Source organism: Mycolicibacterium parafortuitum (assembly GCF_002086815.1).
Taxonomy (GTDB): Bacteria; Actinomycetota; Actinomycetes; order Mycobacteriales; family Mycobacteriaceae; genus Mycobacterium; species Mycobacterium parafortuitum.
In genome coordinates, this window is record NZ_MVID01000008.1 from 75,989 (window position 1) to 88,257 (window position 12,269).

Annotated in this window: 12 protein-coding genes; 7 read left to right on the forward strand and 5 right to left on the reverse strand. The window is 68.6% G+C overall.

Translation table 11 applies throughout. The features are described from left to right. Positions 1–43: 43 nt before the first annotated feature. A complete protein-coding gene (locus BST38_RS11685) occupies positions 44–532 on the forward strand; it encodes a TspO/MBR family protein (protein ID WP_083143460.1) in 489 nt (162 codons plus the stop codon). Between the two features lie 4 nt (positions 533–536). On the opposite strand, the gene BST38_RS11690 is transcribed toward BST38_RS11685, so the two are convergent. Then, a complete protein-coding gene (locus BST38_RS11690) occupies positions 537–1,613 on the reverse strand; it encodes an NAD(P)H-dependent amine dehydrogenase family protein (RefSeq protein WP_110781728.1) in 1,077 nt (358 codons plus the stop codon). A gap of 251 nt (positions 1,614–1,864) precedes the next feature. On the opposite strand from BST38_RS11690, the gene BST38_RS11695 reads away from it, so the two are divergent. Further along, entirely contained in the window at positions 1,865–3,700 is a 1,836-nt protein-coding gene (locus BST38_RS11695) for an acyl-CoA dehydrogenase (protein WP_083143462.1), read from the forward strand. Positions 3,701–4,022: 322 nt separating this feature from the next. Here BST38_RS11695 and BST38_RS11700 read toward each other — a convergent pair whose 3' ends face one another. Beyond that, positions 4,023–4,943, reverse strand: coding sequence for a TIGR03564 family F420-dependent LLM class oxidoreductase (locus tag BST38_RS11700; RefSeq protein WP_083143565.1), 921 nt, complete (start codon positions 4,941–4,943; stop codon positions 4,023–4,025). Between the two features lie 185 nt (positions 4,944–5,128). After that, entirely contained in the window at positions 5,129–6,430 is a 1,302-nt protein-coding gene (locus tag BST38_RS11705) for an acetyl-CoA C-acetyltransferase (protein ID WP_083143463.1), read from the reverse strand. 111 nt (positions 6,431–6,541) lie between these two features. Here BST38_RS11705 and BST38_RS11710 point away from each other — a divergent pair, with 111 nt between their 5' ends. From BST38_RS11710 to BST38_RS11720, 3 genes are all read left to right on the forward strand, one after another. Next, on the forward strand, positions 6,542–7,951 hold the full coding sequence (locus tag BST38_RS11710) for a 3-oxoacyl-ACP reductase (protein WP_181791986.1): 1,410 nt from the start codon (positions 6,542–6,544) through the stop codon (positions 7,949–7,951). A 2-nt stretch (positions 7,952–7,953) separates the two neighbouring features. Continuing rightward, positions 7,954–8,802, forward strand: a complete 849-nt coding sequence (locus tag BST38_RS11715) for a MaoC/PaaZ C-terminal domain-containing protein (RefSeq protein WP_083143464.1) — start codon at positions 7,954–7,956, stop codon at positions 8,800–8,802. A 198-nt stretch (positions 8,803–9,000) separates the two neighbouring features. Beyond that, a complete protein-coding gene (locus tag BST38_RS11720; protein ID WP_165761582.1) occupies positions 9,001–9,504 on the forward strand; it encodes a PepSY domain-containing protein in 504 nt (167 codons plus the stop codon). Here the strand turns inward: BST38_RS11720 and BST38_RS11725 are convergent, their stop codons facing one another. Together BST38_RS11725 and BST38_RS11730 are read right to left on the reverse strand one after the other, a co-directional pair. Beyond that, positions 9,505–10,134, reverse strand: a complete 630-nt coding sequence (locus BST38_RS11725) for a TetR/AcrR family transcriptional regulator (RefSeq protein WP_083143466.1) — start codon at positions 10,132–10,134, stop codon at positions 9,505–9,507. Positions 10,135–10,201: 67 nt separating this feature from the next. After that, positions 10,202–11,416 carry a glycoside hydrolase family 3 N-terminal domain-containing protein gene (locus tag BST38_RS11730; RefSeq protein WP_083143467.1) on the reverse strand — a complete coding sequence of 405 codons (1,215 nt, stop codon included), beginning with the start codon at positions 11,414–11,416 and terminating at the stop codon, positions 10,202–10,204. Between the two features lie 148 nt (positions 11,417–11,564). Between BST38_RS11730 and BST38_RS11735 the strand changes: the two genes are divergently transcribed. Continuing rightward, positions 11,565–12,050, forward strand: coding sequence for a universal stress protein (locus tag BST38_RS11735; RefSeq protein ID WP_083143567.1), 486 nt, complete (start codon positions 11,565–11,567; stop codon positions 12,048–12,050). 24 nt (positions 12,051–12,074) lie between these two features. Then, entirely contained in the window at positions 12,075–12,248 is a 174-nt protein-coding gene (locus tag BST38_RS11740) for a DUF2613 domain-containing protein (protein WP_003933939.1), read from the forward strand. The last annotated feature ends 21 nt before the right edge of the window (positions 12,249–12,269 follow it).

The following is a 12,269-nucleotide window of genomic DNA, read 5'->3' on the forward strand; positions in this document are numbered from 1 at the left end:
CGGGGGCGTCTGAGGACGCGGCCTGCCGGGTAGCCTGCCGGCCATGGTGACCGACACGCGTACCCGCCCGAAACCGTGGCTCGCGCTGGCAATCTCCGTGCTGGCCGTGCTGCTGGCGTCGGGGCTCGGCGGACTGGCCGCGAACAGCGCGGAGCGGTATGCGCGGCTGCGTCAGCCCGGTTTCGCGCCGCCGTCGTGGGTGTTCGGATCGACGTGGACGCTGCTGTACGCGCTGATGGCGATCGCCGCGTGGCTGGTGTGGCGGACCGGCCCGTCGCCGGAGACCCGCCGCGCGCTGGTGTTGTACGGCGTGCAGTTGGTGCTCAACGCGGCGTGGACGCCGCTGTTCTTCGGGCTCGGCTGGCGCGGGATCGCGTTCGTCGAGCTGGCCGTGCTGCTGGTGGTGCTGATCGTCACCGTGGTCGCGTTCTGGCGGCGCAGCGCCGTCGCGGGCGCGCTGCTGCTGCCCTACGTGGCGTGGTCGACGTTCGCGCTGTGCCTCAATTTCGCTGTGTGGCAACTGAACAACTGAAACGTCACGCCCAGCGGGTGACTTCGGCGTCGGAGGGCAGCGCCGACCGCAGCGGCACCTGTAGCCCGTCGTAGATCCCCGGCTTCTGTTCCACGAGCCAGTTCAGCGCACCGAGCAACCGGTTGGCCGCGGTGGTGTTGCCGCCGTCGGCACGGGTGCCGCCGGGTGCGTCCGCGCGGGTGGTGATGGTCAGCTGCGGATCACCGTCGACGATCACCCGGTGATCACCGGCACCCTGGTCCGGCTGGGGCCAGTGCGGCGCGCACGACGGATGGATGCGGGTGATGTGGTCGATGACCACCCGTTGCGTACCGCTCGACCACCCGATCACCTTGAGCCAGAACGCGCCCTGGGTTCCCTTCTCGAACGTCCCGAGCACGGTCTCGACCGTCTCCTCCAGCGGGAGCCGCTCCAGTTCCTCGGTGATCTCGTCGATCTCCATGCCGAGCCCGCGGCCGACGAGCCGGATGTTGCCGCCCCACACCATCGTCGGGATGGTCGGCAGCAGCATCATCGGCGTCTCCTCCATCGGCCCGCCGAACCCGCAGGACACCCGCACCGCGAACGGCTGGTTGTAGGTCGAGTAGTCGAAGATCTCCTGGCAGGTGATGGTGCGGATCCGGGTGCACAGGCTCGCGGCGGTCACCGCCAGCGCGTCGTTGCCCCACCCCGGGTCGACGCCGCTGACCAGCAGCGTCGCGCCGCCCTCCTCGGCGGCCGCCGTCAGGCGCCGCACCCATTCGACGGGCGCGGATACCGGGTCGTACAGCGAGTACAGCGACGGCGTGACCACATGCTTGCCTGCGCGCAGGCACCGTTCGATGTCGGCGACGGCCTCCTCGGGGCGGATGTCGCCGGAGGCCATATAGGCGACGGCGTCGGAGGCGACCAGCGCCTCGTCAATATCGGTGGTCGCGGTGATCCCGGTGGGCTGGTCGAGGCCGGCGAACGTCGCGGCGTCGCGCCCGGCCTTGTCCGGCGAGGACGTGATCACCGCCGCCAGCCGCAGCCCCGGAAACCCCGTGACCGACCGGATCGAGACCGAGCCCATATTGCCGGTGCCCCATACCGCGACACCCATTGCCGTCCTCACGGGACACACCCTATCCGGCCAAACGTGACTATCATCACAGATCGACTAAATAGCTGGTCAGCGGGGTAATCCGGGTCAAAGGCAGGCCCCGGCCAACCACCCGGTTGGGATGTGACCGGAAATTGCCCACACTCGTCTTGCGTTGAAGTTACCGGCCGGTATAGTTACGCGCAGTTACTGGTGGGTAACTTATCCGACGAGTACCCAACCGCATGTGGCGTTCTCATCGAGGAGGAATCGTGGGCCACTACAAGAGCAATGTCCGTGATCAGGTGTTCAACCTGTTCGAGGTACTCGGAGTCGACAAGGCTCTGGGTCAGGGCGCATACGCCGACCTGGACGTCGAGACCGTCACCGAGATGCTGGGCGAAATGGCCAAGCTCGCCGAGGGCCCCGTCGCCGACTCCTTCGAAGAGGGCGACCGCAACCCGCCGGTCTTCGACCCCAAGACCCACACCGTGACGCTGCCCGAGGCGTTCAAGAAGTCCGTGCGCTCGGTCATCGACGGTGGCTGGGACAAGCTGACGATCAGCGAGGAGCTCGGCGGCACGCCGATGCCGAGCGCGATCTCGTGGGCCCTGCAGGAGCACATCCTCGGCGCCAACCCGGCCGTGTACATGTACGCGATGGGCGCCGCGTTCGCCGGCATCTTCCACAACCTCGGTACCGAGGAGCAGAAGAAGTGGGCGAAGCTGGCCGCCGACCGCGGTTGGGGCTCGACCATGGTCCTGACCGAGCCGGACGCCGGCTCCGACGTCGGCGCCGGCCGCACCAAGGCCGTCCAGCAGCCCGACGGCACCTGGCACATCGACGGCGTGAAGCGCTTCATCACCTCGGCCGACTCGGACGACCTGTTCGAGAACATCATGCATCTGGTGCTGGCCCGCCCCGAAGGCGCCGGCCCGGGCACCAAGGGTCTGTCGCTGTTCTTCGTGCCGAAGTACCACTTCGATCCCGAGACCGGTGAGCCCGGCGAGCGCAACGGCGTGTTCGTCACCAACGTCGAGCACAAGATGGGCCTGAAGGTCTCCGCGACGTGTGAGCTGTCGCTGGGTCAGCACGGCGTACCCGCCGTCGGCTGGCTGGTCGGCGAGGTGCACGACGGCATCGCGCAGATGTTCGACGTGATCGAACAGGCTCGAATGATGGTGGGCACCAAGGCCATCGCCACCCTGTCGACGGGTTACCTGAACGCGCTGGAGTACGCCAAGGAGCGCATCCAGGGCGCCGACATGACCCAGATGACCGACAAGACCGCACCGCGCGTGTCCATCACGCACCACCCGGACGTGCGCCGGTCGCTGATGACCCAGAAGGCCTACGCCGAGGGTCTGCGCGCGCTGTACCTGTACACCGCGACGCACCAGAACGCCGAGGTCGCCCAGGCCGTGCACGGCATCGATGCCGATCTGGCGGTCCGGATCAACGACCTGCTGCTGCCGATCGTCAAGGGTGTGGGTTCGGAGCAGGCGTACGCCAAGCTCACCGAATCGCTGCAGACCTTCGGCGGATCCGGCTTCCTCCAGGACTACCCGGTCGAGCAGTACATCCGTGACGCCAAGATCGATTCGCTCTACGAGGGCACCACGGCGATCCAGGCGCAGGACTTCTTCTTCCGCAAGATCGTCCGCGACAAGGGTGTGGCACTGGGCCACGTCGCCGGCCAGATCGAGCAATTCGTCAAGTCCGAGACCGGCAACGGCCGGCTCAAGACCGAGCGGGCGCTGCTCGCCACCGCGCTGGCGGACGTCCAGGGCATGGCCGCGTCGCTGACCGGCTATCTGATGGCCTCGCAGGAGGATCCGGCCAGCATCTACAAGGTGGGCCTCGGTTCGGTCCGCTTCCTGATGAGCGTCGGCGACCTGGTCCTCGGCTGGCTGCTGCAGCAGCAGGCTGCCGTGGCGATCGAGAAGCTCGACGCCGGTGTGGAGGGTGCCGACCGCGCCTTCTACGAGGGCAAGATCGCGGTCGCGTCGTTCTTCGCGAAGAACTTCCTGCCGCTGCTGACCAGCACCCGCACCATCGTGGAGAACCTCGACAACGAGGTCATGGAACTGGACGAAGCCAGCTTCTAAACGGTTCCAGGATTTCCCGAACCCGAGACGCCCCCGGACTCTTCCCGGGGGCGTCTTGCGTTGCGGGGGCTCGGCAATCTGCGCGAGCAGACACACACTCCGGCGTGTTCATGCGGACTCGCCGGAGTTTGTGTCTGCTCGGCCACGATCGGCTCCGGACATAAGGGCGGGTTCGGGAGGACTTGTGGGTGCGTCTTTCATATGGGTCGCGCGGTCGGCTTTCATCCCTTGCCGACTCTTTGATTCAGTCACTCCCGAACCCGTCGTGCGATCGATGCTACGCCTGGGTGCAGCACCGTGGAAGAGGGCGAAACGGGATTTTTCAGCCCAGTTCCCGCAGCAGTGCGCGGGTGCGATCACGCCCTTCCGGCGAGCGGTCGAACACCGCCGCGACGTACTCGTCGACGCCCGCTGCCCGCAGCTCGGCGAGCCGGTCGCGCACCGTGGCCTCGTCGCCGATGATCGCGGCATCCTCGGGTCCGGCATAGCCTTCGCGGTCCAGCATGGCCCGATAGGACGGCAGCGTGCCGTAGACCGCGAACTGCTCGGCCGCCTGTTTACGCGCGCCGTCGACGTCGTCGGTCACCGCCACCGGTAGCGACGACACCACCCGCACGGCGCCGTCGGGTCGGCCCGCGTCGGCGGCGGCCTGGCGCAGGGTCGGGCTGACGTGGTCGCGCAGGGTCGTCGGCCCGGTCATCCACGTCACCGTGCCCTGCGTGCGCCGGCCCGCCAGCCGGAGCAGTTGCGGACCCAGTGCCGCGATGTACACATCGGGTCTCGGGGCCCCGGGGATCTGCAGGGCGCCGCGGGTCGTCACCGTCTCCCCCGTCGCGTTGGCGGGCTCACCGGCCAGCAGCGGCAGCAGCCCGTCGAGGTACTCGTTGAGGCGGCGCACCGGCCTGTCCCACGGGATACCCCACATGCCCTCGGTGACCGCGGCATGCGTCATGCCGAGCCCGAGGAGAAACCGGCCACCGGAGGCCAGGCTGACGGTCAGCGCGCGCTGCGCCAGCTGCATTGGGTGCTGGTTCTGGATCGGGACGACGCCGCTGCCCACCTCGATGGTGTCGACCTCGCGCAACGCCACCGCGAGGATGGTCAACAGGTCCGGCTCGTAGGGCAGCTGACTCATCCAGACGCGGGCGAATCCTTCGTCACGCAGCTGGGCGAGGTAGGCGATCGTGCCGTCGATCTGATTGGGGGCCAAGTCGAGGACCTGCCCGAACATGCTGATCTGCATGCCGTCCAAAGTAAGAGCCCCGTGTTGCCGTCGGGTCGGGGGGTCAGACGGCAACACGGAGCTATCCCGTGTATCGACGGCGGTACGACGGGCGTTACAGCGTGCTGAGAAGTTCCCCGCGAAATTGCATTCCAGCAGGCGCCGACTCGACTTTTCCCTGCTGGAACGCAGTTTCGGCGCAGAACTCAGGCCTCCAGGATGGCCGTGACGCCTTGGCCGCCGGCAGCGCAGACCGAGATCAGGCCGCGGACTGGTTGACCGGTTTGGGCCTTCTTCTCGGCGAGCTGCTTGGCCAGCTGGGCGACGATTCGCCCGCCGGTCGCGGCGAACGGGTGCCCGGCGGCCAACGAAGAGCCGTTGACGTTGAGCTTGGACCGGTCGATCGAGCCGAGCGCGGCGTCGAGGCCCAGGCGTTCCTTGCAGTACTCGTCGGACTCCCACGCCGCCAACGTCGCCAGCACCACCGATGCGAACGCCTCGTGGATCTCGTAGTAGTCGAAGTCCTGCAGCGTCAGCCCGTTGCGGGCCAACAGCCGTGGCACCGCGTAGGTCGGCGCCATCAACAGGCCGTCGCGCCCGTTGACGTAGTCGACCGCGGCGGTCTCGCCGTCGACGAAGTATGCGAGCACCGGGATCGAGTGCTGGGCGGCCCACTCCTCGGAGGACAGCAGCGCCACCGACGCGCCGTCGGTCAGCGGGGTGGAATTGCCCGCCGTCATCGTCGCGTCGCCGTTGCGCACCCCGAACACCGGTTTGAGCTTGGCCAGCTTCTCCGGCGACGAGTCCGGGCGCAGGTTGTTGTCCCGGTACAGCCCGAGAAACGGGGTGACGAGGTCGTCGAAGAAGCCGCGGTCGTACGCGGCGGCCATGTTGCGGTGGCTCGCGGCGGCGAGCTCGTCCTGGTCGACGCGCTTGACGCCCATCTCCTTGGCGGTGATCGCGGCGTGCTCGCCCATCGACATGCCGGTGCGGGGTTCGCTGTTGACCGGGATCTCGACGCCAAGGGACGCGGGCAGCTTGCCCACCAGCTTGAGGCGGTCCACGGCGGACTTGGCGCGACGCAGCCCGAGCAGCACCTTGCGCAGGTCGTCGCCGAACGCGATCGGCGCGTCGGAGGCGGTGTCCACCCCACCCGCCGCGGCGACCTCGTAGCGGCCCAGCGCGATGCCGTCCGCGGCGGCGATCGCCGACTGCAGGCCCGTGCCGCAGGCCTGCTGCAGGTCGAACGCCGGCGTATACGACGACAGCGAGCTGCCCAGCACGCACTCGCGCATCAGGTTGAAGTCCCGGCTGTGTTTGAGGACGGCACCGCCGATCACCGCATCGAGCCGCTCCCCCTTCAGGTTGAAGCGGTCGGCCAACCCGTCCAGCACGGCGGTGAACATGTCCTGGTTGGACGCGCTGGCATAGGCGCCGTCGGACCGTGCGAACGGAATCCGGTTGCCTCCGAGGATCGCTACCCGGCGCGCTGTCTTGCTGTCTGCCACGTCTGCCTCCCGGCGTGCTATGGGGTGTCCAGGGTCATACTACCCACCGTTCTTACTCTGGAGTAAGTTCGTGAGGGACACGACAGTGCTGGGTAACCCAGCACGAGTCGCATGACGGTTTACCCCGATCTCACACAAGTCACCAGAAAGGGCAGCACCGTGGCTTCCGATCTTCTCTCCCAGATCGTCAACTCCGGACCGGGCTCGTTCCTGGCCAAACAGCTCGGCGTGCCGCAGCCTGAGCAGCTGCGCCGCTACAAGCAGGGCGAGCCTCCGCTGGTGGGTTCGCTGCTGATCGGCGGCGAGGGCCGCGTGGTCGAACCGCTGCGGGCGGCGCTGGCCGACGACTACGACGTCGTCGCCAACAACCTCGGCGGCCGCTGGGCCGATTCTTTCGGCGGGCTGGTTTACGACGCCACCGGCATCACCGAGCCCGAGGGCCTCAAGGGCCTCTACGAGTTCTTCACCCCCCTGATGCGCAACCTCGGCCATTCCGGCCGCGTCGTCGTCATCGGCACCACGCCCGAGGAGACCGGCAGCGTCCACGAGCGCACCGTGCAGCGCGCGCTGGAGGGCTTCACCCGGTCACTGGCCAAAGAACTGCGCAACGGTTCGACCGCGGCGCTGGTGTACCTGTCGGCCGACGCCAAGCCGGCCGCGACGGGGTTGGAGTCGACGCTGCGATTCCTGTTGTCGGGCAAATCGGCCTACGTCGACGGGCAGGTCTTCTACGTCGGCGCGGCCGACGCGACCCCGCCCGCCGACTGGGACAAGCCGCTCGACGGCAAGGTCGCGGTGGTGACCGGCGCCGCCCGCGGCATCGGCGCGACGATCGCCGAGGTGTTCGCGCGCGACGGCGCCAAGGTCATCGCGGTCGACGTCGAGCAGGCAGCAGACGCGCTGGCCGAAACCGCGAAGAAGGTCGGCGGCACCGCGCTGACGCTGGACGTGACGGCCGCCGACGCCGTCGACCAGATCGCCGAGCACGTCCGGGAGCACTACTCGGATTTCGGCGGCAAGGTCGACATCCTGGTCAACAACGCCGGAATCACCCGCGACAAGCTGCTGGCCAACATGGACGAATCGCGCTGGGACTCCGTGATCGCGGTGAATCTCATTGCACCGCTTCGGCTTGCCGAGGGCCTTGTGGACAGCGGGCTGATCGGTGACGGCGGCCGGATCATCGGGCTCTCGTCGATGGCCGGTATCGCGGGCAATCGCGGCCAGACCAACTACGCGACGACGAAGGCCGGCATGATCGGGCTGACCGACGCACTGGCGCCGCTGTTCGCCGACAAGAACATCACGATCAACGCGGTCGCCCCCGGTTTCATCGAGACCAAGATGACCGAGGCGATCCCGCTGGCCACCCGCGAGGTGGGCCGCCGGCTGAACTCGCTGTTCCAGGGTGGCCACCCCGTCGACGTCGCCGAGGCGATCGCGTTCTTCGCCAGCCCGGCGTCGAATGCGGTGACGGGCAACACCATTCGGGTGTGCGGCCAAGCCATGCTGGGGGCTTGAGCGTGAGCGACAAACAACCGTCGGGGCTGAAGAACCTGGCGCTCGCCGCGGCGGGCGCACTGCCGTTCGTGCCGCGCGGCGACACCTTGCCGACCCGCCCGCTGACCGTCGAGGACCTGCGCATCGACGCGGACAACGTCGCCGACTACGCCGCGGTGACCGGCCTGCGCTTCGACAACGCGGTGCCGCTGACGTATCCGTTCGCGCTGACGTTCCCGACCGTGATGCAGTTGATCACCGGGTTCGACTTCCCTTTCGCGGCAATGGGTTCGGTACACCTGGAGAACCACATCACGCAGTACCGGCCGATCGCGGTGTCCGACACGGTGTCGGTGTCGGTGCGCGCGGACAACATGCGCGAGCACCGCAGGGGCCTTCTGGTCGACATCCTCACCGACGTCAAGGTCGGCAACGACCTGGCCTGGCAGCAGGTCACCACGTTCCTGCACCAGCAGCGCACCAGCCTGTCCGGTGAGCCGAAGCCGCCGCCGCAGAAACAACCGAAACTGCCGCCGCCCAACGCGATCCTGAAGATCACGCCGGGCCAGATCCGGCACTACGCGTCCGTCGGCGGGGACCACAACCCGATCCACACCAACGCCGTCGCGGCGAAGCTGTTCGGGTTCCCGACGGTGATCGCCCACGGGATGTTCAGCGCCGCAGCGGTTCTGGCGAACATCGAGGGCCAGCTGCCGGACGCGGTCAAATACTCGGTGCGGTTCGCCAAGCCGGTGGTGCTGCCCGCGCGGGCCGGGCTGTACGTCGACCGCAACGCCGACGGCTGGGAGCTGACGCTACGTCACCTGACGAAGGGCTACCCGCATCTGACGGGGACGATCACGCCGGCCTGACATCGGCACGTTTACCGACCGACGGAGTCGGCTACTGCTGTGACCATGGTCACACATCGTCGGTTCGGTACTTCTCTGGCATGCGCCGCGGCGCTGGGCACCCTCGCACTGGCGGGGTGTTCGTCGGGGGGTGGGGGTGATGCGGCGTCCCCCTCCGCCGCGACATCCCCCTCCTCCGCGACGGGCCAACCACAAACGATGGCGACCACCGCCATGAGTCCCACGGGCGCGCCGACCCCAGCCCCGGCGCCGGCGGCCGGCCCTGGGCCGGACGCCGACCTCGCCACCACGACCTTCCCGGTCGGGCTGGACCAAGCCCTCGCGGTCGCCGATCAGACCGTGCCCGGCGGGATCGTCACCAAGATCGAGCTGACCTTCGAGCGCCCCGCGAACGCATGGGTGTGGAAGATCGACACACAGCAGAACACCGACCAGCACGAGATCACGATCGACGCCCAGTCGGCCCAGGTGATCGCCGACGACCGAGACCAGGAGCTGTCGGCGCCCGTCGCGGTGGATCCGCGGAAGTTGACGCCCGCGGACGCGGCGGCGCGGGCGACCGCCCTGTTACCGGGATCGGTGGCCGAATGGACCCTGGAGTACGACGACGGTGTGCAGCGCTACTCCGTCGACATCCGCACCGGCAACACCACCGAGGACGTCAACGTGGACGTCAACTCCGGTACGGCCTACCGCGACTAGCTAGCTGGAGATGACCGCGGTCGCGTCCACGTCCTGACTCGACGGCGCGCCCTTGAGGCCCCGCCAGAACAGGTTGATCATCAGCTCCGATGCCTCCTGGACGTCGGCGTCGCCGGTGCTGACCCGCGACGCGATCGCCTCGCCCGCGCCGACGAGCGCCACGGCCATCAACTCGAAGTCGATGTCCGGGTCCGGATTCTTGGTGCCCGAGCGCAGCAGCCGCCCGACGATCTCGATGATGCGTTCCCGGCCCTCGCGCACGGTGTGGGCGAACGCCTGCGAGCTCGTGGCCTGGGTGTAGAGCACCATCCACGACGCCCGGTTCGCGTCGATGTAGTTCAGGAATGCCAGCACCGCGGTGCGCAGGAGTTCCTTCGGGGCCGCGGTGAAGTCGATGTTGCTGTTGACCTCGTCGACGAACCGGGTCAGCTCACGGTCCAGGCACGCCCCGAACAACTCCTCCTTGGAGCCGTAGTAGAGGTACAGCATCGGCTTGCTGATCTGCGCCTCGGCCGCGATCGCGTCCATCGAGGTCTCGTGGTAACCGTTGACCGAGAAGATCTCCACGGCCGCGTCCAGCATCTGTTGCTCACGCACAGCACGCGGCAACCGCTTGGTTCCACCTGCCATGTGTGTACCTTCCTGACCGATCAGCGATGCTCGCGTGCTCAGACCAGGGTAAGCAATCGCGGGCCGATCAGCCGCCGCACCGCGGCGACGGACCCTTCATCGCGACGATCCGGGACACCGCGGCGTCGACCCCGGACATCGTCAACTCACCGTCGCCGACCGCCTTCTCCAGCCGGTCCAGCACCGCGGGCACCTCCCCGGTCGACAGCCACAGCGCGACGTCGGCACCGGCCTGCAGCGCGCGCAGCACCGCGTCGGGGACGCCGAGTCGGGCCGAGATCGCCTGCATCCCGGACAGGTCGTCGGTGAAGACCACCCCGCCGAACGGCGGACCGCCGTAGCCGCCGGAGCGCAGCAGTGCGTAGGCCTGCGGGCTGAGGCTGGCCGGCTCGTTGCCGGTCAGGCCGGGCACCTCGATGTGGCCGACCATCACGCCGACCGGCGCCTGCGTGGTCAGGGTCCGGTACGGGACCAGGTCGTGGTTCTTGAGTGCCTCGATCGACGGCGTGGATGCGCTGCCGGTGTGGGTGTCGCCCGACCCCGAACCATGGCCAGGGAAGTGCTTGAGCACCGGCAGCACCCCGGCGTCCCGCAGGCCACGGGCGTACGCACCGGCGTAGTCGGTCACGGTGGTCGGGTCGGCACCGAACGAGCGGTCGCCGATGACGCTGTTGTCGGGGGCGTCGGTGACATCCACGACGGGCGCGAAGTCGATGGTGATGCCGAGGCCGCGCATCTTCGCGCCACGGTCCCGGGCGATCGCGTAGACCTCGTCGGGCGTCTTGGTCTGGGCCAGCACCCGCGCGGACGGCTGGCTGCCGATCAGCCCGGACAGCCGGGACACCCGGCCGCCCTCCTCGTCGACGCTGACCGCCAGCGGCAGCGGGCCGGAGTTGGCGATGTCGGGCAGGGATCCGTCGGTCAGCATCGACTGATCGGTCCAGCTGCCGACCATGATGCCGCCGACGCGGTACTCGGCGGCTGCGGTGCGGGCGTCGGCCGCCCCGGTCACCCCGACCATCAACAGCTGCGCGAGCTTGTCGCGCGTCGACATCGCCGCGACGGCCGCGGCCGGGTCACCGCACACCGGTGCGGCGGGCGGGACGGGTGCGGGAGCCTCGGGCAGACCCTGGGCGGTGCCCGCGGTCAGAGACGGGCCCTGCACGGCCTCGACGGATGGTTCATGCTGGTCAGCCCCGGTCGACGAGGTACATCCGACCAGCAGTGCCGACGCCGCCAGCACTCCGATCAGGGCGTTCGGAACGGTCCTTGGTGCGGGCATACGTTCTGACACTAATAGGAGCGCAGGTCGTGTCCTAGCCCGTCCCCGGCGCGCCGGGGCCCCTAACCGGGGCCTGAAAACGGCGCTGAACTTCGGCCGCGACCAAATATCCTGGTCGTCAGTGGTGGACAGCGAACAGGAGCGGTCGATGGCGAGCCCCGTGCCCAAGGACAAGAAGACGGTGCTGCTGATCGCGTTCGACGGCTCCCGCACGGCACGGCGCGCGGTGCAGTACGCCGGCCGCTTCCTGACCGCCGACCGGGCCGTGGTGCTGACCGTGTGGTCCCCGATGGACCGCGGATCCGACCCCGGGAACTACGACTACGACCTCGACGGGCCACCCGATCCGCGCGACGACGAACTCGACATCGCGCTCGCGGAGGCGCAACGGATCAACGACGAAGGGGTGGAGCTCGCGGTCGGCGCCGGCCTGCCTGCCGAGCCGATGCGCCGGGCCGTCACCTACACCGTCTGGCAGTCGATCATCGAGGCCGCCGACGAACTCGACGCCGATCTGATCATCACCGGCACCCGCGCCACCACCGGTTTCCGGTCGCTGCTGCAGTCCAGCGTGGCCGACCACGTGATGCGCCGCGGCCACCGCCCGGTGCTCATCGTGCCGCCGGAACCGTAGCTCCCGCATGCTAGGTTGGGCCGCATGGATCGGTTCCTCGTACCCGCCGCGGCCAGCATTGTCGTCGGCCTGCTGCTGGGCGCGGCAGCCGTGTTCGGGGTGACGTTGATGGTGCAGCAGGACACGAAGCCGCCGCTGCAAGCGGGCGACCCGGCGTCATCGGTGCTCAACAGGGTCGAGTACGGCGACCGCACCTAATCCGGCCATCGAGCGTCCCAC

Bases quoted from the DNA above. Each gene is read 5' to 3' on its own strand.
- BST38_RS11685 (WP_083143460.1), top strand. From the start codon at position 44: ATGGTGACCGACACGCGTACCCGCCCGAAACCGTGGCTCGCGCTGGCA.
- BST38_RS11690 (WP_110781728.1), bottom strand. From the start codon at position 1,613: ATGGGTGTCGCGGTATGGGGCACCGGCAATATGGGCTCGGTCTCGATC.
- BST38_RS11700 (WP_083143565.1), bottom strand. From the start codon at position 4,943: ATGCAGATCAGCATGTTCGGGCAGGTCCTCGACTTGGCCCCCAATCAG.
- BST38_RS11710 (WP_181791986.1), top strand. From the start codon at position 6,542: ATGACGGTTTACCCCGATCTCACACAAGTCACCAGAAAGGGCAGCACC.
- BST38_RS11720 (WP_165761582.1), top strand. From the start codon at position 9,001: ATGGCGACCACCGCCATGAGTCCCACGGGCGCGCCGACCCCAGCCCCG.
- BST38_RS11725 (WP_083143466.1), bottom strand. From the start codon at position 10,134: ATGGCAGGTGGAACCAAGCGGTTGCCGCGTGCTGTGCGTGAGCAACAG.
- BST38_RS11730 (WP_083143467.1), bottom strand. From the start codon at position 11,416: ATGCCCGCACCAAGGACCGTTCCGAACGCCCTGATCGGAGTGCTGGCG.
- BST38_RS11735 (WP_083143567.1), top strand. From the start codon at position 11,565: ATGGCGAGCCCCGTGCCCAAGGACAAGAAGACGGTGCTGCTGATCGCG.
- BST38_RS11740 (WP_003933939.1), top strand. From the start codon at position 12,075: ATGGATCGGTTCCTCGTACCCGCCGCGGCCAGCATTGTCGTCGGCCTG.